This is a genomic window from Maribacter corallii (genome assembly GCF_047345415.1).
In the GTDB taxonomy this organism is placed as follows: Bacteria; Bacteroidota; Bacteroidia; order Flavobacteriales; family Flavobacteriaceae; genus Maribacter_C.
The window spans coordinates 261781-285509 of the sequence record NZ_JBLFEP010000006.1; the positions used below are offsets into that span (position 1 = coordinate 261781).

The 23729-nt window shown below is 42.2% G+C and carries 22 protein-coding genes and 1 tRNA gene; 11 read left to right on the top strand and 12 right to left on the bottom strand.

Going from position 1 to position 23729, the window contains the following annotated elements:
• The first annotated feature begins 1 nt into the window (after position 1).
• The 9 genes from murD to ACKWCA_RS21025 all read left to right on the top strand — a co-directional run bounded on the left by murD (position 2) and on the right by ACKWCA_RS21025 (position 9703).
• Positions 2-1336, top strand: coding sequence for a UDP-N-acetylmuramoyl-L-alanine--D-glutamate ligase (gene murD / locus ACKWCA_RS20985; protein ID WP_413980210.1), 1335 nt, complete (start codon positions 2-4; stop codon positions 1334-1336).
• Between the two features lies 1 nt (position 1337).
• Positions 1338-2534 carry an FtsW/RodA/SpoVE family cell cycle protein gene (locus ACKWCA_RS20990; RefSeq protein WP_413980211.1) on the top strand — a complete coding sequence of 399 codons (1197 nt, stop codon included), beginning with the start codon at positions 1338-1340 and terminating at the stop codon, positions 2532-2534.
• Positions 2521-3627 carry an undecaprenyldiphospho-muramoylpentapeptide beta-N-acetylglucosaminyltransferase gene (murG, locus tag ACKWCA_RS20995; protein WP_413980212.1) on the top strand — a complete coding sequence of 369 codons (1107 nt, stop codon included), beginning with the start codon at positions 2521-2523 and terminating at the stop codon, positions 3625-3627. The genes ACKWCA_RS20990 and murG overlap by 14 nt, the downstream gene beginning before the upstream one ends.
• Positions 3628-3699: 72 nt before the next feature.
• The gene (gene murC, locus ACKWCA_RS21000) at positions 3700-5052 is read left to right on the top strand and encodes a UDP-N-acetylmuramate--L-alanine ligase (protein WP_413980213.1); all 1353 of its coding nucleotides are present in this window, start codon (positions 3700-3702) and stop codon (positions 5050-5052) included.
• Positions 5042-5761 carry a cell division protein FtsQ/DivIB gene (locus tag ACKWCA_RS21005; protein WP_413980214.1) on the top strand — a complete coding sequence of 240 codons (720 nt, stop codon included), beginning with the start codon at positions 5042-5044 and terminating at the stop codon, positions 5759-5761. Before murC ends, ACKWCA_RS21005 begins: the two co-directional genes overlap by 11 nt.
• Positions 5762-5774: 13 nt before the next feature.
• On the top strand, positions 5775-7103 hold the full coding sequence (gene ftsA / locus ACKWCA_RS21010; protein WP_413980215.1) for a cell division protein FtsA: 1329 nt from the start codon (positions 5775-5777) through the stop codon (positions 7101-7103).
• A gap of 49 nt (positions 7104-7152) precedes the next feature.
• Positions 7153-9069 (top strand): cell division protein FtsZ, encoded by a 1917-nt coding sequence (ftsZ, locus tag ACKWCA_RS21015; protein ID WP_413980216.1) that lies wholly within the window; start codon positions 7153-7155, stop codon positions 9067-9069.
• A gap of 90 nt (positions 9070-9159) precedes the next feature.
• Entirely contained in the window at positions 9160-9609 is a 450-nt protein-coding gene (locus tag ACKWCA_RS21020; protein WP_413980217.1) for a GatB/YqeY domain-containing protein, read from the top strand.
• Between the two features lie 20 nt (positions 9610-9629).
• Positions 9630-9703 (top strand) — tRNA-Arg (locus tag ACKWCA_RS21025).
• A 264-nt stretch (positions 9704-9967) separates the two neighbouring features.
• Here ACKWCA_RS21025 and ACKWCA_RS21030 read toward each other — a convergent pair.
• From ACKWCA_RS21030 to ACKWCA_RS21045, 4 genes are all read right to left on the bottom strand, one after another.
• Entirely contained in the window at positions 9968-12220 is a 2253-nt protein-coding gene (locus tag ACKWCA_RS21030) for an FISUMP domain-containing protein (RefSeq protein ID WP_413980218.1), read from the bottom strand.
• Positions 12221-12619: 399 nt separating this feature from the next.
• Entirely contained in the window at positions 12620-12913 is a 294-nt protein-coding gene (locus tag ACKWCA_RS21035; protein ID WP_413980219.1) for an HTH domain-containing protein, read from the bottom strand.
• 226 nt (positions 12914-13139) lie between these two features.
• Positions 13140-14003, bottom strand: coding sequence for a Nif3-like dinuclear metal center hexameric protein (locus tag ACKWCA_RS21040; RefSeq protein ID WP_413980220.1), 864 nt, complete (start codon positions 14001-14003; stop codon positions 13140-13142).
• Between the two features lie 238 nt (positions 14004-14241).
• Positions 14242-14745, bottom strand: a complete 504-nt coding sequence (locus ACKWCA_RS21045; RefSeq protein ID WP_413980221.1) for a hypothetical protein — start codon at positions 14743-14745, stop codon at positions 14242-14244.
• Between the two features lie 244 nt (positions 14746-14989).
• Here ACKWCA_RS21045 and ACKWCA_RS21050 point away from each other — a divergent pair, with 244 nt between their 5' ends.
• A complete protein-coding gene (locus ACKWCA_RS21050; protein WP_413980222.1) occupies positions 14990-15619 on the top strand; it encodes a hypothetical protein in 630 nt (209 codons plus the stop codon).
• 277 nt (positions 15620-15896) lie between these two features.
• On the opposite strand, the gene ACKWCA_RS21055 is transcribed toward ACKWCA_RS21050, so the two are convergent.
• The 6 genes from ACKWCA_RS21055 to ACKWCA_RS21080 form a co-directional block, all read right to left on the bottom strand.
• The gene (locus tag ACKWCA_RS21055) at positions 15897-16502 is read right to left on the bottom strand and encodes a hypothetical protein (protein ID WP_413980223.1); all 606 of its coding nucleotides are present in this window, start codon (positions 16500-16502) and stop codon (positions 15897-15899) included.
• Between the two features lie 61 nt (positions 16503-16563).
• The gene (locus ACKWCA_RS21060; protein WP_413980224.1) at positions 16564-16968 is read right to left on the bottom strand and encodes a hypothetical protein; all 405 of its coding nucleotides are present in this window, start codon (positions 16966-16968) and stop codon (positions 16564-16566) included.
• Between the two features lie 97 nt (positions 16969-17065).
• The gene (locus ACKWCA_RS21065) at positions 17066-17710 is read right to left on the bottom strand and encodes a response regulator (RefSeq protein WP_413980225.1); all 645 of its coding nucleotides are present in this window, start codon (positions 17708-17710) and stop codon (positions 17066-17068) included.
• A 10-nt stretch (positions 17711-17720) separates the two neighbouring features.
• On the bottom strand, positions 17721-19664 hold the full coding sequence (locus ACKWCA_RS21070; RefSeq protein WP_413980226.1) for an ATP-binding protein: 1944 nt from the start codon (positions 19662-19664) through the stop codon (positions 17721-17723).
• 45 nt (positions 19665-19709) lie between these two features.
• Positions 19710-20204 carry a hypothetical protein gene (locus tag ACKWCA_RS21075; protein ID WP_413980227.1) on the bottom strand — a complete coding sequence of 165 codons (495 nt, stop codon included), beginning with the start codon at positions 20202-20204 and terminating at the stop codon, positions 19710-19712.
• Positions 20205-20305: 101 nt separating this feature from the next.
• A complete protein-coding gene (locus ACKWCA_RS21080; RefSeq protein WP_413980228.1) occupies positions 20306-21289 on the bottom strand; it encodes a YpdA family putative bacillithiol disulfide reductase in 984 nt (327 codons plus the stop codon).
• Between the two features lie 219 nt (positions 21290-21508).
• On the opposite strand from ACKWCA_RS21080, the gene ACKWCA_RS21085 reads away from it, so the two are divergent.
• The gene (locus tag ACKWCA_RS21085) at positions 21509-21934 is read left to right on the top strand and encodes a CBS domain-containing protein (protein WP_413980229.1); all 426 of its coding nucleotides are present in this window, start codon (positions 21509-21511) and stop codon (positions 21932-21934) included.
• Between the two features lie 92 nt (positions 21935-22026).
• Here the strand turns inward: ACKWCA_RS21085 and rpe are convergent, their stop codons facing one another.
• Together rpe and ACKWCA_RS21095 are read right to left on the bottom strand one after the other, a co-directional pair.
• Entirely contained in the window at positions 22027-22686 is a 660-nt protein-coding gene (rpe, locus tag ACKWCA_RS21090; RefSeq protein WP_413980230.1) for a ribulose-phosphate 3-epimerase, read from the bottom strand.
• Positions 22687-22753: 67 nt separating this feature from the next.
• Positions 22754-23728 (bottom strand): tetratricopeptide repeat protein, encoded by a 975-nt coding sequence (locus ACKWCA_RS21095; protein ID WP_413980231.1) that lies wholly within the window; start codon positions 23726-23728, stop codon positions 22754-22756.
• Position 23729 lies beyond the last annotated feature (1 nt).

Genomic DNA, 23729 nt, shown 5'->3' on the forward strand with positions numbered 1-23729 from the left:
AATGGAGCGACTGGTTATTCTTGGAGGAGGGGAGAGCGGAGTTGGAACCGCCATTTTGGGCCAACAAAAGGGATACGAGGTTTTTGTATCCGATAAAGGAAAGATTAAAGAAACGTATAAAGAAGTTCTTGAACATTTTGAGATTGATTGGGAAGATGAAAAGCATACCGATGCCAAGATCCTGAACGCCGATATCGTGATGAAGAGTCCGGGTATACCAGACACGGTGGCATTGGTCAAGCAGCTAGTTGCTCAAGGCGTACCCGTGATTTCGGAAATAGAATTTGCATCGAAATATACTGATGCCACTATTATCGGAATTACCGGTAGCAATGGAAAAACCACGACGACCATGCTCGCACATCACATCGCACGACAGGCAGATTTGAAGGTAGGTATGGCCGGTAATATTGGTGATAGTTATGCCAAGATGGTCGCAGAGCACAATTTTGCGTATTACGTGCTGGAAATCAGCAGTTTTCAATTGGATGGTATTGACGGATTTAGACCGCACATTGCGATTCTTACCAATATCACACCAGATCATTTGGACCGCTATGACTATACCTTCGAAAACTATATCGCAGCCAAGTTTCGCATAGCGATGAACCAGACCGAATCGGACTATCTGATTTATGATGCCGACGACGAAGTGATAGTGAACTGGTTAAGCACACATCCCGTAAAATCTCAATTAATGCCTTTTTCATTGGAGCAAGAATTTGAAAGAGGAGCCTATCTCAAGAACAACAACATACATATAACAACTGATACTAATACCATAACGATGACAACTGACGCCCTAGCACTTGAAGGAAAACACAATTTGAAGAATACAATGGCAGCGTCAATGGCGGCTAAATTGATCGGTATTCGAAAAGAGACCATTCGACAGAGTATCGCCAATTTTCAAGGTGCGGAACACCGTTTAGAGAAGGTGCTTAAAATAGGTCATGTGCAATATATCAATGATTCAAAGGCTACTAATGTAAATGCCACCTATTTTGCGCTGGATAGCATGAGTGCCCCTACTGTATGGATTGTCGGTGGTGTGGATAAAGGCAATGACTACAAAGAGTTGATGCCCTTGGTCCGGGAAAAGGTAAAGGCGATCGTATGCCTAGGTCTTGACAATGAAAAAATAAAGGATGCTTTTGGGAATGTCGTTGAATTGATGGTCGAGACCTTTGCAATGTCAGAGGCAGTAAAAGTGGCCTATAAAATCGCGGAACGTGGTGATATGGTATTGTTGTCACCAGCCTGTGCAAGTTTCGATTTGTTCGAGAATTATGAGGATAGGGGAAATCAGTTTAAAGAAGCAATAAAAAACTTATAAGGTGCCATCGATTTTCAAGAACATACAAGGAGATAAAGCGATTTGGGCAGTAGTGGCCCTATTGGCATTATTTTCGTTTTTGCCGGTGTATAGCGCAAGTAGTAACTTGGTATACGTCATCGGTAATGGTACTACTATGGGGCATCTGGTGAAGCATGCCATGTTGTTGATACTCGGTTTTGGAATCATTTACGGCGTACACAAAATACCGACCCACTATTTTAAAGGCCTTTCATTGATCGCTATGCCCATTGTATTGCTGCTGCTGATGTACACCTTGGCGCAAGGCGCCACAATTGAGGGGGCCAATGCCAGCCGTTGGATCAGTGTTCCCCTCGTAGGTTCCTTTCAACCGTCTAATTTGGCAGCCGTGGTATTGATGATTTACGTCGCCCGCTACCTTGCCAAGATCAAGGACAAGACCATCACTTTTAAGGAAAGCATCGTTCCGTTATGGATACCCGTTTTTCTGGTAATCATTCTCATTTTACCTGCTAACTTTTCAACGGCCGGGATTATATTTTCCATGGTGTTGTTATTGGCTTTTATTGGCGGATACCCCTTGAAATATCTTGGAGCTATTGTAGCTGCTGGGATACTCTCTTTGGTTCTATTCATTTTGGCTGCTAAGGCGATGCCCGACGCATTTTCGAATCGGGTGGATACATGGGAAAATCGATGGGAAAATTTCTGGAACGGAGAAGATACGGAAGCCGACTATCAAATCGAAAAGGCTAAAATAGCGATTGCTTCCGGCGGATTGTTGGGCAAGGGAGCGGGCAAAAGTGTCCAAAAGAATTTCTTGCCACAAAGCGAATCGGATTTCATCTATGCGATTATCATAGAAGAATATGGGCTGATCGGGGGATTCGCCATTATGTTCTTCTACCTCTTGTTGCTTTTTAGGATTGTGGTAGTGGCCAATGGAAGTGAAAGTGTTTTTGGCAAGTTGTTGGTTTTGGGAGTCGGACTTCCCATCGTTTTTCAGGCTCTTATAAACATGTCGGTTGCCGTAGAATTGTTTCCCGTAACAGGACAAAATTTACCCTTGATAAGTCGTGGAGGTACCTCTAGTTGGATGACGTGTCTTGCCATTGGTATCATATTGAGTGCAAGTAATAAAGGGCATCGGGGGCGCAAGTCATCCAAAAAAGTGAATGAGAACAATCCCTTAGAAGTGTTAAGTGGACAACTATAGATTTATTCTGTCGGGCGGCGGCACTGGGGGGCATATATATCCGGCTATAGCGATTGCCGACGAATTGAAAAGGAGATATCCGAAAGCCGAGTTCTTGTTCGTAGGTGCGAAGGACCGAATGGAGATGGAAAAGGTGCCAAAGGCTGGATATGAAATTGAAGGATTATGGATTACAGGGTTGCAACGGAAACTGACCCTTAAAAATTTAATGTTTCCCTTTAAACTGATCAGTAGTTTGATAAGAGCAGGTAAAATAGTATCACGATTTAAACCGGATGCCGTCGTGGGAACGGGTGGTTTTGCTAGTGGCCCGCTGTTAAAGGTGGCTTCAGGTAGAGGTATTCCTTGTCTCTTGCAAGAACAGAACTCTTATGCGGGTATTACGAATAAACTGCTGAAAGATAAGGTGGCTAAAATTTGTGTGGCCTATGACGGTATGGAAAAGTTCTTTCCGGCCGATAAGATTATAAAAACCGGTAACCCCGTTCGGGGTGATTTGGTCGAGAGCCATGGAAATGTGAAAGCTGCTCTTGAGTTCTTTGGTCTTGAGCTGGGCAAGCCCACGGTGTTCGTCTTAGGGGGAAGTCTGGGTGCGAGACGCATCAATCAACTTATCGAAAAGGAACTGGGTTATTTCGAAGAAAAAGGTATTCAGCTACTCTGGCAATGTGGCAAATTATACTATGAGGAGTATAAAAAGTATGATTCCGATACCGTAAAGGTGTTGGACTTTGTTTCCCGAATGGATTTAGCATATACCACCGGTGATATCATGATATCACGTGCAGGGGCCGGTTCGGTGTCAGAGTTATGTATCGTGGGTAAACCGGTAATCTTTATACCGTCGCCTAATGTCGCTGAAGATCATCAGACAAAGAACGCCTTGGCCCTGGTCGATCGAAATGCGGCGATCATGATTCGGGAGAAGGACCTCAATACGGATTTTAGGAATTTATTTTCCGAGGTTTTCGAATCTCCGAAAAAACAAGAAGAATTGAAGGTGAATATCAAAAAGATGGCCATGCCCAATGCCACGAAGGATATTGCTGACGAAATAGAAAAATTAGTAGGAAATACTAGAAATAGGGCGTAGTGACTGCGCCCTAAATAAGAAATATAAAAATGAAAACTCAAGTTGTTTTGAGTTGTAATTAAAACTTTTATTTTGAACTTGAATGCTATACATAGCGTCTATTTTATAGGTATCGGAGGTATTGGTATGTCCGCCCTGGCACGCTATTTCAAGTTTATTGACAAAAATGTGGCCGGGTATGACAGGACAGCTTCCCCTTTGACCGCTGAGTTAGCTACTTTAGGTATTGATATCCATTATGATGACAACCCTGATTTGGTCGAAAAAAACAATTATGATGTTGCTGGCACCTTAGTTGTTTACACTCCTGCCGTACCCCTTGACCACAAAGAATACCAATATTTCTTGACCAATGGTTTTGAAATAATGAAACGGTCCGAAGTTTTGGGGCTGATTACGAAGGACTCCTTTTGTATGGCGGTGGCGGGTACGCATGGTAAGACTACGACCTCCAGTATACTGGCACATCTATTGCGTGAGACCAACACTCCTTTTTCCGCTTTTCTAGGTGGAATATCGGAAGATTTCAATAGTAATTTTTTCTTCAGTGGAACCGAGCATTCCGTAGTTGAGGCCGATGAGTTCGACCGTTCTTTTTTACGGTTGACCCCTACCGTTGCGTGTGTAACATCAATGGATGCGGATCATCTTGATATTTATGGAGATTCTGATGCCTTGTGCGAATCGTTTGAGGATTTCGTGGGTCGTATCAAACCCAACGGTAAACTATTCGTTAGAAATGGTTTACCTCTGAAAGGGATAACCTATGGTATAGAGGATGATTCGGATTACTGCATCCGAAATATAAAAGTAGAACATGGTACCTACATATTCGATTTGAACACACCTGAAAAGACCCTCACAGGTGTTAAGTTCAATAAGCCGGGCAGGCATAACCTGCTCAATGGTTTGGTAGCTTTTGCAATGGCGGTGGAAACGAAATCCCCCATTCACCGCCTAGCTGAAGCATTGGAGACGTTTAAGGGGGTTCAAAGAAGATTTTCATATAAAATCAAGCAAGATGACTTGATATTTATCGATGACTATGCCCATCATCCAACAGAAATAATGGCCGTTCATGAAGCCATTTCCGAGATGCATCCAGGTAAAGAGGTTTTAGCGATTTTTCAACCACATCTGTTTTCAAGAACCAAGGATTTTGTGGATGAATTTGCCAAAAGCCTATCGAAATTCGATGCGATCGTCTTACTCGATATCTATCCCGCAAGGGAAAAACCGATGCCCGGAATCACTTCTAGCTGGTTATTGGATAAAATTGAAAACCCGAATAAAAAGGTACTGAAAAAGGCAGAGTTGATCGAAGAAATAAAACGTCAAAATCCTGAAATTCTGGTCACTATGGGGGCCGGTGATATCGGGTTGGAAGTGGAAAAAATAAAAAAGGAATTTGAGTATGCGAATTAATTGGAACTATATCAAGGTATTTACGCTTTTAGTAGCAGTAATAGGGCTTTACGCTTTCTCGAACCAACGGAGTGCAAAGAAAAAAATCAATGAAATTCAAATAGAATTCATTGGGGATCAGAACCTTTACATCACAGAGGGCATGGTTAATAAATTGTTAATACAAAATTACGGTAGTCTCAACAATGTGCCCAAAGAAAAATTAGTTTTGAATTCTATAGAGAAGGTCATTGAAGCCAATAAAATGGTGAAAAGCGCTCAAGTTTACTTGACTGTGAACGGAAGACTTGCAACGAAGATTGTTCAGCGCAAACCAATCGGACGTATTGAGGGGAGTTCTAAGTTTTATCTCGACGATGAGGGTAAGCAAATGCCTTTGTCTATGAGTCATTCTGCGCGTGTGCCAATTATCACTGGCAACATTACGGGCAAAAGCTTAGAGGATGTATATGAGATTTTGAAGTACATCAACGAAGACGAGTTTCTTCGCAAAAATGTAATCGGAATACATGTTGAGGCGGAAGACGACTACCAGTTAAGATTCAGGATGGAGCAATTTGTTGTGAATTTGGGTGGTATCGAGAGTCTTGAAGAGAAGTTCAACAATTTTAAGGCGTTCTACGCCAAAGCGAACAAAGACAAGACGCTCGAAGAATACAACGTAGTCAGTTTGGAGTTTAACAATCAAGTAGTGTGCACAAAAATTTAAAATCAGTCAGCAAATGGAACAGGGGAAATATTCAGTAGGTCTTGACATAGGTACCACCAAAATCGTAGCGATTATCGGTCGTGAAAACGAATACGGAAAAATCGAGGTTTTGGGAATTGGTAGATCAAAAAGTCTCGGAGTACACCGAGGAGTGGTAAATAATATCACCCAAACCATAAAATCGATTCAGCAGGCCGTAGAAGAAGCGGAAGCGAACTCTGGGCTGAAAATCGGTTCCGTTGTGGTAGGTATCGCAGGGCAACACATCCGTAGTTTGCATCACAGCGATTACATTACCAGAGCAGATTCGGAAGAAGTAATCAATGAAGATGACCTCGATAAATTGTGCAATCAAGTATACAAGCTGGTCATGCTTCCAGGTGAAGAGATCATTCATGTTTTGCCCCAAGAATATAAGGTAGATGGTCAGGCTGAGATCAAGCAGCCTATCGGAATGTATGGCGGGCGATTAGAGGCAAATTTCCATGTTGTTGTTGGTCAGGTATCTTCTATAAAGAATGTTGGCCGATGCATTAAGAGTGCCGGCCTTGATTTGGGAAATATCACTTTGGAACCATTGGCCTCTTCCGACGCTGTTTTAAGCCAAGAAGAGAAAGAAGCTGGGGTAGCCTTGATCGACATAGGAGGTGGTACCACTGACTTGGCCATTTTTAAAGATGGTATCATAAGGCATACGGCCGTAATTCCTTTTGGAGGTGGGGTCATCACCGAAGATATCAAAGAGGGTTGCTCGATAATCGAAAAGCAGGCTGAATTATTGAAAATAAAATTCGGTTCCGCATGGCCAGGGGAGAATAAGGACAATGAGATTGTCTCTATACCCGGTCTCCGTGGTCGTGAACCGAAAGAGATTACCCTGAAAAACCTTTCGAAGATCATCCATGCCCGAGTAGTGGAAATTATCGAACAGGTATATGTAGAGATCAAGAACTACGGGCATGAAGAACAGAAGAAAAAGTTGATTGCGGGAATCGTGCTGACGGGTGGTGGAAGTCAATTAAAACACTTGAAGCAGCTCGTGGAATACATTACAGGCATGGATACCAGAATAGGATACCCGAACGAGCACCTAGCAGGTGATTCGGATGCTGAGGTAGCAAGCCCTTTATATGCTACTGCCGTTGGATTGTTGATGAACGCTATTCGCAATGAAAATAAAGGTTCCGACGAAGGTCCAGCACCGGAAATGGTAGAGCCCGAACCGGTCTTGGCCGGTCATGAAGAAGAACAGACGGCGATGGCCGGGGCAAAAAAAGAGCGAAAATCGGTTTTCGATAAATGGTCTGAGAAGCTAAAGGATTTCTTGGACAACGCCGAGTAAGACACACAATCAAAAAATAGAATATTCATAAACCAGTAATAAATATAGTATGAGCAACAACACGGAATTTGATGGAATAGCTTTTGATTTACCGAAGAATCAGAGTAACGTTATAAAGGTCATCGGCGTTGGTGGAGGCGGTAGTAATGCCATCAACCATATGTTTCAAGCCGGTATCAACGGGGTAGATTTCGTCATCTTGAATACAGATTCACAGGCATTGACCAATAGTTCGGTTCCTAACAAAATTCAATTAGGGGTTTCCCTGACTGAAGGATTAGGTGCGGGTGCAAACCCTGAAGTGGGTGAACAGGCCGCTATCGAAAGTATGGAAGATATCAAGACCATGTTGGACACGACTACCAAAATGGTTTTTATTACTGCTGGAATGGGAGGGGGAACAGGTACTGGTGCTGCTCCCGTTATCGCCAAACTGGCAAAGGAAATGGACATTCTTACCGTGGGAATTGTAACCATGCCTTTTGAATTTGAAGGAAAAATGCGTTGTAATCAGGCGCAGCTGGGGATTGAAAGATTACGTGCCAATGTAGACTCGCTGATTGTAATCAACAATAACAAATTGAGGGAAGTATACGGTAATTTAGGCTTCAAGGCAGGCTTTTCGAAAGCTGATGAAGTTTTGGCTACCGCAGCTCGAGGAATTGCTGAAGTAATTACCCATCACTACACACAAAATATTGACCTTCGCGATGCAAAAACGGTTTTGTCGAATAGTGGAACGGCCATTATGGGGTCTGCTATTGCATCCGGATCTTCTCGAGCGGGCGAAGCTATTATGAAAGCTTTGGACTCCCCGTTATTGAACGACAATAAAATCACGGGTGCGAAAAACGTCTTGTTGCTTATCGTTTCAGGTTCCCAAGAAATTACGATTGATGAAATCGGTGAAATCAATGATCATATCCAAACCGAAGCAGGTCACGGAGCCAATATCATCATGGGTGTAGGCGAAGATGAAGATTTGGGTGAAGCTGTGGCCGTGACCGTTATTGCGACCGGATTTAACATCGATCAGCAAGATGATATTGTCAACAGTGAGGCAAAAAAAATCATTCATACCCTTAATGACGAGCAACGTGCCAGTCAAGATTTGACCCCGAAGAGTATTGTACACCAGTTGGTAGAAGAAGACATCGTTGAAGAACCGATCTTGAAGCACACCCTTATCGATGATTTAGATGACCTTGATTTGATTCCCACGACTAATTATATCAAGAATTTCAATGTCTTTTATGAAGAGGTAATCGCGGAGAATGTTTCGGAAGACGATTTTATTATTATCGATTCGAGCGACCCTGTGAATTCTATTGAAGTAATCGATCCAGAAGTGGTTTCTCCAAAGGAAGTAGAGGAAGATCAATTTGCGATGAGTTTTGATCTTCCCTTAGTAACTGACAATGAAGGGCAGGAAGAAAACGTCATCACTTTTGATTTAGACGAGGAGGTTCATGATCTTGATGTGAAAGACCATATTGAAGTAATCCCCGTTTTGGAGTACAACAAGGATGGCGAAACGCGATATAGCCTTGATGATTATATGGAGTTGGAAAATAAATTGACGGGAGCCAAGTCAAAGGCGGAAGAGTTCGAACCCAAAATAGTGGAAGATGAATTGGTGTTCGAAAGAAAGACCCTGGCTGCTGAAGAAGCTGAAAACGCCTTACCTTTAGAAGACATTGACCCCATGGAGACTCCCTTAGAGGAATTGCTAAAGGAACGCGCGGATGAACGTAGAAGAAAGTTGAAAGATTTCAACTATAAGTTTCAGAATAGTTTGAGTAATATCGACGAAATAGAAAAACAGCCTGCTTATAAAAGACAAGGTGTCAATTTATCGGAAGGCGCATCGGAAAGCAAGGCTTCACGGACCTCGTTAAGTGAAGATAGCAATGACGAGATTCAGTTACGGTCCAATAATTCTTTTCTACATGACAATGTAGACTAACTCAAAGTTTGCTAAACTAAGTTAAACCCGAAAACGGCAGTTGTTTTCGGGTTTATTTTTTATCTTCGGGGTCCTTAAAATATCACGATTATGGGGTTACAACAACAGGTCATGGAGCAGATGAAAGCAGCCATGAAATCAAAGGACAAAGTGGCTTTGGAATCATTACGTGCCATTAAATCAGCTTTGTTATTGGCGCAGACCGAAACCGGTTCTTCTGAAAAAATGAGTGAGGACGATGAAGTGAAATTGGTTCAGAAGTTGGTGAAACAGCGTAGGGATAGTGCCGCGATTTTCATAGAACAAGGGAGACAAGACTTGGCAGACCCTGAGCTGGCGCAAGTAGCCGTAATAGAGCAGTTTTTGCCTGAGCAACTTTCAGAAGATGAGATTGAGAAAGTAGTCGTACAGATTATTGAATCTACCGGTGCTTCTAGCATGAAGGACATGGGTAAAGTGATGGGGATGGCGTCTAAACAATTGGCAGGACAAGCAGATGGAAAAACAATTTCCACGATTGTCAAGAATAAATTATCTTAGCCGTCGCTAAGAGAACAATAGGCCCCGTGGCGCAACTGAATAGCGCATCAGATTTCGGCTCTGAGGGTTGCAGGTTTGAATCCTGCCGGGGTCACTACAAGCAGAAAACCACGCCTTTTTGGCGTGGTTCTTTGTTTTTGGAGAAATTGAAGTCAGAGCTTCAAAATTTTGGAAAAAGCAAAGAATTAAGGCGATAGCCTGTGGTTTTCTATTTGCAAAGGGGAGCTCATTTGGGATATACAATCCTGCCGGGGTCACCTAGAGAACAAAGTCTTTTCTTCGGAAAGGGCCTTTTTCATTGGCAGTATTTCAAGGCCTAAGACCAATTGGATTATGGTACCACTTCTGGGTTTTAACATTATTCCTTTACACATCTGAGGCAAGTTGCAAATTGGGAGGAATAAAGAATGGAGCGGTAAACACCATCAGTATTATAGTCTAGTGACCTGATTCGCGCCTCTTCACTATTGACTTTTGTGTTCGAATAGAAAATGCTCTGCTCATCCATTGATATGAAGCCATTTGGTGTGCCATCCATTAGTACGAAAAGAGCACCGTTCAACGCTATGTCAAGTAGTGAATCGCCACCTACTTTTAGTCGCGGGGCTACATTTGTTCTGTCTGCACCTTCTGTTTCAATTTCATTTGCTGGCATACCTAAATATAGTTCGAGTTCTTGCCAGTCATTTTCAACAGGCATTCGCCAGCCAAACGGACATGCCTTTTGCGCATCTTCAAAGGGGTAGTAATGACCTTTTGTTTCGCATTCCGATGACTGAAAATTAAAACAATAATAGTTGATGCTATTGCCCATATTATCGGCAGTGGATTGGAGGTTTTCCGCAAACCATGTCTGCGCACCTACTTGTATCGTTTTATAACTTTTGCCATCCCTGCTATCTACGAATTCCCCATATACTTTAATGGAGCGGACTATGGAGCAGGAGTTGGCGTCTGTAACGGTCACCTCGTATTCACCAGATGCGAGATTGGAAAGCTGCGATCCATTAAAGCCATTTTTCCATTGGTATTGATAGGGGGAGGCGCCTCCGGTTATTACCAAACTTATAGATCCGTCGTTCATACCGGGCGTAGGTCGATTGATTTGAGATTCGAGGATAATTTCAGGTCTTGAGATAAGTTCTAATTCGCCAGTTTTGGTGTACCCTAAAGCGTCGGTTACCGTGACGCCGTAAATACCTGACGCTATGTTCTCGAGATCTTCGGAAGTTTCTTGGTTTGACCAAAGAATGGTGTACGGGGCTAAACCTCCATTTATAGTAAGGTCAAGGGAACCGTTTGACGCGTCAAAACAGGGAGTGTCGAGCACTTCTAAGACAAGTTCTATTTTTTCCTGTATGACTACCTCTTGTTGAATAGCGCATCCGCTAGCATCAGTTACCGTAACCGTGTAGATTCCTTTTTCGAGACCTTGGATATCCTCGGTTGTTTCATTGTTAGACCATGAAAAGGTATATGGTAATGTACCCCCAATGACTGTCAAATTTATGTTTCCATTAGAAGCGTTTAGATCGGTTGCAGTACTTGTAGAATTTACTGTTAAACGTTCCGGTACTCCTACAACGATTTCTTTGACGTTTATGGCATTGGAATATTTGTCACTAATCCACACTGAGTAGGTGCCGCTGGGTATATTGGTTAAATTTTGACTCTCAGCGGAATTCGACCAATTGAATTTGTAAGGTCCGTTGTCACCCGTTATATGCAGGTCAATAGCGCCGTCTTCAAGTCCTTGACAAGAAACATTTCGAACTTCATACTCGATTTCAAAAGGAATTTTTGTGATTAAAAATTCGGCTATGATTCTTTGAAAATCTGGAACCTCCGAACCAAAACCCAACGCTTCATACCTTTCATTTAAATTTGCTTCTATACCATCGGGATATAAATCTTGCGCGTTTTTATACAATTCTGTTTTTAGAGCCTCGTTCTGAATTTGGCCGTCATCCTTGAAATCAAGATTGATATTCGCGAGAAATTCAGAGAAATCGGAAACGTCTTTTCTTCCTTGAAGGATTACCGACAGGGCAATAAGTATGGCATTGTCATTTGAATCTATAAACATATTAAGCTGATCTGATTGAGATATGGCTTTATCGGTTATCCCAAAGACATTGAGTAACTCCGTTTGAGCTGAGTCTGTAGCCTTTTGAAAAGAAATACCATCGTTAAGAAGTGATTCAATACGCCCTTTTTGTAAATGGGTAAGAAGATTAACGTTAATCTGTTCTTTATTCTCTAGGTCCACAATAGCGGATAAGCTCAGGCTTGCATTGGAATTTCTTCCAGCGACCTCATCATAATAAAAACCATTTGCATTTAAAATGACGGTGGATGATTCGAGACTCAAGTCTTCGAACGTAAAATTTCCGGAGTTGTCGATGACTTGAGAACTAAAAGCTCGCCCAGTTTGTTTCAATTCTTTATCTAATTCTGATAGCGAAACTGTAGTTCCGTTTAAAAAGGGCCCCTTTTGAATATAGCCTGAAATTTGATTAAATTGGAGTTGAGATTCTTTCTGCTGGTCATCGTCATTATTACAACCCAAGATAATCGAAAATAAGACAATGATAGATATAACTTTTTTCATTCTTTTTTTTAGGACGTAGTTTACAATTTATGGAATCAAGACCATATCACTGAAATTTCGACGTGTTCATTTAGTATTTAATCAACGTGTTGTATAGTATTAAATTGTATATATCGAATGGTAATAATTAATTGAATGAATCGGTTTGAACTGGAGACTTCTTCTTTTTAATTAATCTACTTCATCTATATTTTAGGATTAAAAACTGAAAGAATTTATAGGCATTTGCTTTAAAAGAATCATGTAAATATTTCAAAATAACTTCTCTATTGTAATTGACGTGTGAATTCGTAGAACCCAAACCTCTAAATTCAAATATCCTATAAATCAAAAGTCTTCTTTTAAGAGTGTCCCAAAATAGTTGCCAAGAACAAAGGGCTAGCAACCCACAAAACAATTTCAAACCAAATGCCTTGGGTGTTGCTTCCTGGGTTCACCGTTGACATTAAGACTTATGAGCCTTCCCAGGTCAAAACCTAGAAACATCAAACTTGACTGCTTATTGTTCCATAGTGATGAAGACATTGGCCTAATCTTCGGTAAAAATAACAGAGGAAAGTGATAGCCTTCCACAATGGAATACCCTTTTCCTTCTTCTGTGATAATTGGCAAACCAGATTTTTCAAGGGTGCAAATTTCGCGGTATATGGTTCGCACGCTCACCCTATGCTTTTTAACCGGTTGTCTAGCCATACAAATTACAGTAGGGTATGCTTGCTATTAAGTGCAAAAGCCTAGGCTTTTCTTTTTCCTCCATTCATGTCGTTTCTTAATCAAGTTACTAGTATGGAATTGCCCTAAATTATATGGTTTGTGTAATTTTTGATTTGACGTTGAAGCGAGCGGTGCAAATAATATACAAGCCAAGAGCCCATAAACGGTTTAGAAGCCTTAGTAGGACATTAATACCTGCGGGTTATTAATAAGACCAATACGAGGAGCCGCATTCAATATAGTGTACAGGTATGTCCCCAACGAATTTGCGCAGCCAATCGGCGGAAAATTTCATTCCATATTCTTCTGAATTGATATGCCCTATAAAAACGACCGCTTTTTTTCTTCCTTGTAACACCGCGTCCCTGGCATATTCGTAGGTTTCCCACTGGGGTACTTCCCCAGCAACTACCACATCAACAGTACTGCTTTGCAATTGTTTGATATGAGCGGCGCTACCAGACGCCCCGGGCACATATAGAACATGCGATAGTTGCATGTCAGGGTCCCCGATGACGTGAAAATTGTTTTCAGGAAAGGTGTGCTTCAAGTTTTTTAATAGATTCATTAAGGTGGTGTTCGGGAAGGTAAAGCGGTAGGGGTTGTCGGCTGCCTGCTGGTCTTCCCAACCTAGTTTTTCCACCATTCCCGAAATGATTCCATCGGATGGTATGCGATGCACGTAATCGTGAAATCGCCAAACTACGAGCTTATGGTCATCGATAAATTTCTTTTTTTCCAGATAGACCGAATCACTTTGAAATTGTTCGGTATTGTCCAAATGATTGTAGTAGAGCGGCTCGTGTGGGATGATAAGATTGCAATTTTTTTCAACGGCCTTTTTCAAAACATCCATTGTGGCGAACATACAGGTGACGATACCTTTCACCGGCGTTTCCGGATTTCCTTCTTTGATGACATCGACTGTGTTGGGTACTACGGCAGCATCTGTTTCTTTAATGATCGTTTCGATAAGTTGTCCTGAAGTAATAACGGAAGGGCTTGAGGCGTTCTGACCCATTACGAATAGGGGCAATGCCCAAAGAATGGTGTGGAATAGAATTTTCATCGATTTATAATTTTGAATGGTTTAGAGGTCCTATGGCACCTTTTTAATAAAAGTAACGCATTTTTAGGGAATCACTTTTCAGTTCGAACCCTTAGCTTCTTGGTATGCGAACTTATTCCGGCAATCAATTTGTGGCCTTTTCGTTTAAGTGAAATAGTGTTTAAACAAAAAAGGAAATAGTAATTAACTTTAAAGAAATAGGACTAGGGCTTTTCATAGGAGGTTGTGTTGTAACCAGTTAGTTTTCCGCCGTATTTACGTGTATGATTACAGGATTTAGTCCATCCGCATTTCGTTTTGTACGTCCATAAATTCCAATAGTCATATCGCTAGGATAATTTGACTCAAGCTCTTTTGGATTTACATAAGTATACATTCCGTATCCGTGACCAGAAACAATCCATCCTTTAGTTAGATTCAAAGATGTAACATTAAAATCTCCCGCAGGACCTCCCGCAGCAACTGGTCCAAATTCTTTCATTAATCTAATGGCCATCTTTTCAATATTTTCAATTTTACTGACGTCGTCGAAAATAATATAAGTACCATTTTCAAAAAGTACCCAGTCTTGAAATTTTGTATTTATGGCTAGTCTTACATTATCCAGTAAAGAAACAGGAAATTTTTCTGTATTCTTCGTTACAATTCTAATGTTTTTTGGAGTGTCTTTTTTCTCTCCACAACTTAAAATGAAAACGGATAAAATTGCTAATAAGACTAACTTGTGAAAATACTTTCCCATAATTGGTTACAACAATTGGATATAGTTATGAACTATAGTTCTTCTATAGCAGGAACTAAGATAGAAAATCTTTGATGCCCGCGATAAGAGTCTCAGCTATCGATTTAGGCTATACTAGTTGCAGCTGAACTAGTTGGCGTTTGGGGTTCGATCTCAGAACGCATTTTCGTTGCATGTTCTGCTGCCCCGAACTATTCCAAAAAACTGTAACAAATACCCGACCGCTTTGTCTTTAAGGCAACAGATGAAAACACTTCGAAGACTTGGCCTAGTATCCATTCCGCTTACCTTTAGCTTGGCAGGTATAGGCATGCTTTGGCTATTGCAGGTAGAGCAGGCACCAGGCTCCTTTTTCGAACAACTGGGGCAGCATAGAACGAATTGGTTGGGTGCACATCTACTCTTATTGTTAAGCACTGTATTTTTGGTGCCGGCAGCACTGAGCATTCGTCTTGCCTTACGATCAAAAATAGTTGGTGCGCTAGGCACTGCTATGATCATCATCATTGCGCTTACCGCCGTTTTACTGGCCGGGCAATACGCCATCGATTTTGTGATGCCGCTACTCATCGAGGTGGGTGGAGATGCATTACAGGTACATGGGCTATTGTTCAAGACTCCTGTAATCGACCGTCTGTTCTACAAACTCCCGAACCTGGTCTTTTTAGCCTTGTTCATATTGAGCTGCACCCTGCTTGGGGTCAAGCACATACCATGGAGTGTTCGTACGATCCTTTTGGTGAATTGGTTACTGGTATTGCTGGGCAACCTAATTCATCCTGTATTTCAACGGGTGGCCATTGTGCTTTTAGCCTTTTCGTTTCTCCCCTTTGTGTACGTGTATTGGAACGAAAGCGCGCAAGACGTGGAATAGCAATTAAAGAAGATCGGACACTACCTCAAGCTGTTTGCAATTGCAAAAGAATTTACGGACCAACTAGGGCAGGTGCTCCTTGACGATGTAGCCGTGATAGCTGCGCGATAAGGCACCCTTTTTTCTTGAACGATAAATTAACCGTTACTGGCCGAATCTCGCGGGATTTGGATATCCTTGTCATTTCCAAAGACTGTTGAGGTAAATCTATTAGGTTTTGAAATAGGAGCACTGCCAAGGTCGGATAGTCTTCGAACGCATGGGCACCTCCATAGGGTTAGTCCCGTTGAATTTCTAAAAGATCCCCATCGGCCTTCATGGCTTGTAAATCCTGTCGTGAAACGCCATAGGCCTCTTCTGGATAGTTCTCTTCCTTGTCGATTTTATAGATACGAGACGATTTGGAGATCTCATAATCATTGAAGGACATATACAAGCTATCTTCGGTGACCTCCATCACTTTCATGGTAGAATAACTTCCGGTTTCGATTCGATATTCATAAACATCGCCGATGGCGGGTTCAGCGAAATATTTGGCTGTATTTTCTTTGTCCTGACCACTTGAATATCCTGCAAAGCCGATGAGGCAAGCAATCAAAAACAAACCGACAAATTGCCAAATCGGTCCTTTTGCATCGCTTTTGAAATCCTCATATTTCCGTTTAAGGTTGTCGGGCATTTGCTTCGGTTTCAAGACCTGTTGGCAGTGACTGCACTGCGACGCGCCGGTTTTGTTTAGGGGGAATATCGGAATCCAAAAAATATGTGCGTGTTTGCGATAGATACTAAAGGATAGGGTATCTTGATTTCCACAATTTTCGCAGGTAGCGTTTTTGGCAGTAGCAGTTTTTATGTGGGCCGACCCACTTCCGAATATGATCATATTATTGATTTAGGTTAGTACTAATGGACTTCTATATAACTATTTGTCTGTGCCAATATTGCTACAGCCCCGCATATGACCCTTGCTGAATTACAGCCTTGGTCTCTTCATCAACAAAGTAGCCTTTGACTACATCCCGAAGATGGGCTTCTTTTAAAACAGAGTTTGCCGTTCTGTAATCGGGTTGCAGGAGTGCCGTTGATGGGAAGGTCTCACAATAGATTTCCGTACCATTTTCATCGATTACTTTAAAGGTAGCAGTTGCCTTGAGTAATGATTCCCCAGTTAAAGTTAGCGACTGTTGATCATTGGAATTCGCTCGGGCAAACGGTTTATCGGCTACACTCTGAATCAGCATATCAGAGGTCAGGGTCGATTCTTTCATGGGCACCTTCGTGGTCTCTTCATTCGTACTGCATGAGGTGAAGCACAGGGCGAGGGCGATAAGGGTCAATTTTAGTTTCATAGGTGTATTGTTTTTATTGAACAGTACAAAGATGATTCAATGACCACCGGCGACATACGCCCGAATCGGTGAAAATGACTCCCCTGTTTTCAGGGGGTTAATCGTCAAGAAGGCCCATTTTTATGGCATGTTTGGTGAGTCCGGCCAAGTTCTTTACTTGTAGTTTTGAAATGAGGTTCTTCCGATAGCTTTCAATCGTATGCTTGCTCAAGAAGAGTTGGTCCGCGATCTCTTGGGTAGTATTCTCCTCCGCAATGAGTTTTAAGACTTCTTTTTCTCGCTCCGTGAGATTGATTTCGGCTTGTTTTTTGGTTTCGAACATCGCGTCGGTATAGGCCCGTTTGATTTCTGAGGAGAAATACTTTTCTCCTTTGACAATCGTTCTAATGGCTTCCAAAAGCTCTTCTTTTTCGGCATTTTTGGGGACATAGCCGTCCACATTGTTTCGAATGAGCTTATCGATCATCGCACCATCGATATGCATGCTGACTACCAAGGTCTTTAGGCTCGGATATTTTTTCTTTACGATTTCATTGAGTTCGATCCCGTCTAGTTCCGGCATGGTCAAATCCGTAATCAATAGATGAAGGTTTTCTACCCCATTAATATCCAGGTATTTAATGACCTGGGCGCCATTTTTGGCCGTCGTGACCACAGAAAACTCGGGAGCATCTTGTAATATACTCATGAGTCCGTCGATAAACATCTTATGGTCGTCTGCAATGATCAGCTTATAGTTCATTTCTTTGGTTTTATGTTTTAGGTATAGTAATGGATATGACGGTTCCCCTGTCCACGGTTGAATCAACGTTCAGTTCACCGGATAGTTCGGCAACTCGATTTTTAATGTTTTCAAAACCTATTCCAGTAGTGGTGCCCGAGCTATGAAATCCCTTTCCATTGTCTTCGAAGAGCAATGACAGTTCATTGTCAATGCGGTTTAGATGGATATCCACTTGGGTCGCATCGGCGTGTTTCAAGGTATTGGTCATCAATTCTTGGATGATCTTAAAAAGTTCCATCTGAACCTTTTCTTCCGTTTCGTTTATTTCCTTTTCAGGATGAGGGTGAAAACCTATTTTCAGTTCGCTTGCTCCTGAAATGGATTTTATATAGCCTTCGATTAATTCGGTAAACGCATTTTGCCTGAACTTTTTCGGAATCAAGGTATGGGAAATGTTGCGTACCAATTGATAGGTTTCATCGATTTGATTACTGATCGTCTTATAGTTTTGGGCTCCTTGTGTTAAGCTGGAAAGTTGTAATTTGATTCCTGCCAAATTACCGCCGATGCTATCGTGCAGTTCTTGGGCGATTCTCTTCCGCTCTTCGTCTTGACCCTCTATGGCCGCCTTGATCAAATTCAGTTCTTGTTGTTGTTTGAGGGCATCCACTTTTTGTTGGGTGATTTCCTCTTGTTTTTTGGCCAATTCGCTTTGCGCCTGTATTTTTTGATAGTAGACATAGAGTAGGGCGAGTACTGGAATGAGAACGATGAGAAATCCGATCAAGAACGCATTTTTGATGGTCTTTTGACGCTGAAGTTCGGTTGCCCTAAGTAATTTGTCCTCCTCCAAGTCTGAGATTTCTTGCTCTTTTTCTAGGGTCTCATATTGAATCTCAAGCTCTTTGATGAGCGCTTTTTGTTGTTTTGCATTGATTTGGTTTATGACGCCGAAGAGTTGGGTAATGACAGCATAGCCGTTCTTATAGTCGTCAAGTTTGGCAAAGCATCGCGCCTGAATTTCCAAGGCCTCTCTCTGAAATTGCAGGTTTTCACGGTCAACAGCGTTTATGTAGGCAAAAGTCAAGGCGATATTTGCCGTGTCATACATTTCCTCTTTAAAATATAATTTAGCGGCGAGTAAAGATCCTTCAAAATAAATAGCCGTATACCCTTCTTTCAGCGCCCTGTTACGGGTATCTTCGTACGCTTGAAATGCTGCGCCTAAATCTCCCTTGGCTTCTGCAAGTCTTCCTTTTTCAAGGGCCATGGTCAGTTCCATTTCCACATCCTCGAACTTTGTTGCCATGTTCAAGGCCTCCTCATAGTACACCTCCGCTTTTTCGTAATCTTCATTTTGTAAATGGGCACGGCCCGATATCCTTAAGGCTTCCGTAGTGATTTCACTAAATTCCCCGGAAAACTCGGCAAGCGCTTCGTTAACGATTTCTATGGTCTTCGCATTGTTTTTTCGTACCAAATTTCCTTTTGCCAGACCGATCTTGTTTCTGTATTCGTATTCCCTAAGCTTGGATTTTTCGGCAGCCTGAATCCCCTTGATATGCCACTCGATCGATTTTTCAGGAACCCCGTTGATGTAGTTGCCCACACCCATGATGTAATGGGCCTTGGCATAGTACCGATCTTTTTCAGTATCTGGCGTATCCCAATTGCCGAGTTCTTTTTCGAATAAATTCCCATACTTCAGCACCGAATCGGTATCTCCTTTTTTAGTGTATTCGGCAGCCAGTTGTTCGAAAATGGAAAACCGCTCTTTGCCAAATTCTGCCTGATTCAAGGCCTCGTAATAGGGTTCTAGAGATAGTTGCTTCTCGTTCGGTACTGTGCCAAATCGAATGGTTTGCGTTGTCTCGTCTTGCGATAGGCCAAAAAATGGGGTAAGCACTAATAAGATGAACCCCAAAAGGGGCATCCTGCTAAATGAAAAAAATGATGTAGTGGTATAATTCAAAACTGTTTTTGGTACATGGTTGATAGCGCTTCCGAAGTGGAAAACTTATCCCGGAAGATAGATTCGTTTGAGGTCATTGCCTTCCCATTCAATAACTTTTTTGTCGATGTAATGGATCAATTCCGAACAACCCCGTTCAAAATCATCACATACAACCGTTTTGGTTTTTCCGTTCATCGTCAAGGTGACTTTTACTTGACTGGTACAAGAACCAGGGGTTGTATAGTGATTCTTTAGGTTCCAAAACCCTTTGTTGTCAATATGCTCAATAAATTGCTGAATCTTTTCACGATTCAGTGTCACTTTCGACTGCAAATTATATTTTTCTAGCGGATGTTGGGCATCCTTTTCCGGATAATAGGTCAGCGAAGTAGCCGTTAGTTCAAAGCGATCGTAATGAAATGCGCCACGCTCCACCACTAACTTAAAGTCCTTTGCGATGGTCTTCGTCGTTTTAGGTGTGCTATGCTCTTCTTTTTTATAGAGAAAGAGTGTAGCAGCGAGAATGAGGCAAAAGAAAAAGGGATTTTGAAACTTCACAATTTTTGGGTTTTCGTTGGTGTTACAAAGGTCATGCACCATTTATAACGTCAGAATACCGATAATAGTGAATTTACACCCCCTGAAAACAGGGGTAAAACCTAAGAATCGATTTCGCTAGCAGAGGTTTCCGTTACGTGACCGATAATGATTTTTGCATGAATACGCGAATTCTCAATGAACCATTTGTGGGTTTCCATTCCACCACAGATGACCCCGGCCAGGTAAAGGCCTGAAATATTTGTTTCCATGGTTTTGGGGTTATAAGTAGGGAGTCTTTTCTCATCATCGGAAAAGGTGATACCCATTTTCTCCAAAAATTCAAAGTTGGGCATATAACCGGTCAGGGCCAGAACAAAATCGTTTTCAAGAATAACTTCGCCATCGGGGGTGTCGATAAGAATCTTGTCTTTCCGTATTTCTTTTACCGTTGCATTGTAATAGGCCTTGATGCTGCCTTCTTCGATACGATTTATGATATCGGGGCGCACCCAATATTTTACACGCTGGCCTACCTCAGGCCCTCTGATGATAAGGCTTACCTCAGAGCCTTTCCTCCAGCATTCAAGTGCCGCATCGATGGCCGAGTTGCTGGCACCTACTACGGCCAATTTTTGGCTGGCATAAAAATGGGGGTCTTTATAATAATGGGACACCTTGGCCAATTCTTCTCCCGGAACGTTCAGCGGATTTGGTAGGTCATAGAAACCCGTTGCGACGATTACTTTTGTGGTCCGGTAGACTGTCTTGTCTGTGGTCACCGAAAAATGATCTCCACCTTTGGTAACACCGTTGACTGTTTCAAAAAGATGAATACGCAGCTTATTGGACGTAACAATGCGACGGTAGTACTCCAAGGCCTCATTGCGTTTTGGTTTGGCTTCCTTACTGATGAAGGGTATTTCATCGATTTCCAGTTTTTCCGAAGAAGAAAAGAACTGCATGTTCGACGGATAATTGAATAGTGAATTGACAATGGGTCCCTTTTCTAAAATAAGGTACGATAAGCCTTCTTTCTGTGCTTCCAGACCACAGGCAATACCGATGGGCCCTCCTCCGATGATGATGATATCCAACTTATCCATTCGTATAATTTATACTGCGTAAACTACATATTGTGTGAGCACAAAGCTAGCTAATTTACACGATAATCGAGCGCTATGCCTGACTGCCGTTGGGCAATTTGTGAAATATACCTTCTATCGAAGGACTCTGGGTTTTCTCGAAACCGGAGTATGACTTTTATCATTCTTTTGCCGGACTGAAACCTTGAACTTTAAGGTATAATTTAAAACACGAAAATTATGAGCTTAAGACATAGAGTACCCGTTTCTACGATTATGACGAAGAATCTGATTACCTTGAACAGTACCGATCAATTAGACACCGCTGAAAGACTTTTTAAAGAGCATCAGATTCGCCACATTCCCGTAGTGGAAAATGATAAGATCATCGGGATGCTCAGTTTAACGGATTTATTACGAATCAGTTTCGCCGATGGCGCCTATGAAGACGAGAGTGAAGTAGAGACCATTGTCTACAATATGTTTACGGTTCCTCAGGTAATGGCCAAAAATCTGAAGCATGTTTCTTCGAATACGACAATTAAGGAAGTGGCGGAGATTCTCTCCGAAAATGAGTTTCATGCCTTGCCGGTTGTTGAAAATGACAATTTGGTCGGTATCGTGACTACCACTGACTTGATCAACTATTTATTGGAACAGTATTGATACGACTTAGCTAGTGAATCATTGGGTGGCAAATGAGTGCTTTTTAAAGCATCGATTTTGTCACCCTTTGTAATTCTTTGAAGTGACGGGAACTAGCCGGCTATTTTTTTTAAATCCGCAATGGTCTGGGTAGGATTGGCACTTTTGAACACAAAACTGCCGGCGACCAGTACGTCCGCACCGGCATCCGTCAAGGACTTCGCATTCAAGGAAGTGACACCACCATCGATTTCGATTAAGGTATGGGCTCCTTTTCTTTGTCGTAATGTATGGAGCGCTTTAACCTTTTCATAGGTGTTTTCTATAAATGATTGCCCTCCAAAACCCGGATTGACGCTCATCAAGCAGACCACATCGATATCTTGAATGAGGTCTTCCAAAAGATGTACAGCGGTATGTGGATTCAGTGCGACCCCAGCTTGCATACCTTCTGCTTTAATGGCCTGTAGCGTTCGATGCAAATGTGTACATGCTTCATAATGCACGCTGAGCACGTTCGCCCCCAAGTCTGCAAAAGTCTTGATATAGCGATCTGGATCAACGATCATTAAATGTACATCCAAGGGTTTCGTAGCATATTGGGCAATTGCTTTGACCACCGGCATGCCGTAGGAGATATTGGGAACAAATACGCCGTCCATGACATCGATATGATGCCAATCTGCTTGGCTGGCGTTGACCATTTCAACATCGCGTTGCAGATTTCCGAAATCGGCGGCAAGTAGGGAAGGGGCTATTTTTGTTTGTTGCATATGCATCTTTACTTAGGCTGTTGCGTACAAAAGTAATGATTTGAGTTTGTTCAAAACTACTGATGCCTTATTGATCTGCTTTTTGAAAATAGTGGATAAGGTCACTTTCGGCAGCGATGTATCCGAAAGAACTCCATGAAGGACTTTCGACCAATTGCTCCATCAGTTTTTTGGCTTCCTCCTCTTTATTGTTGTAGAAATACCAATTCGCGAGGCCGTATGCTACCGCATCGTTTGATGGACTGCCCGTTGTCTGAATGAGAGAGTCCTTGGGAATCATTCCCTTATATAATTTACATAACTCGTAGTAACTTTGATTTTCAATGACCTTCATTTCGTCTGAGATTGGTTCCAGCATTTCGTTTGCCATGTCCAAATTGCCCAAGCGCCGTTGAATCATATACAACCAATGGGTACTTGAAACGATGTTGTCCGGTAGTTCGCCTGATGCTCTACAGTTAAGATAGGCAGTGTACGCCTTCTCATAGTCATGCACGAGATAATAGGCAAGTCCTAAATGGTACCAAATATTGCCGTGCAAGGTACTTACGGGAATATTTTGCGCGTTTGGCATGCCATCTTGTTCGATCTTGTTTTCAGTACCCGCGATCAGTTGTCCCGCTTTTTCTAAATCAACTATTGCCTTATCGAATTGGCGGATCGAAATAAACCGGTGTCCCCGATGACGGTATAGGCGAGGTTCGTTCGGGAAAGTTTCGATACCTTTCGAATAGATGTCGATAGCATCGGCATATCTTCCTAAATAGGCCGTTCTTCTGCCATACCAGATGAGCGCATCCAGATCTTTAGGATTTGCCTCATAGGTTTTCTTCGCTTTCACATAGGCAGCTAACAGTTTCGGTGAAGGTGCTGAAAGCTGGTACACTTTGCCCAAAGGAGTGGAGAAGGTATCTGTTTCTACAACCGCCTTCCCTGGTTGTGCCGGTGCCTTTTTTTTGCTCTCTTTACAATTGGTAAGGAATAGCAGGGCGACGATTGAACAAAGCCAAATACGAGATGGAACATCTATCATCATCATCATC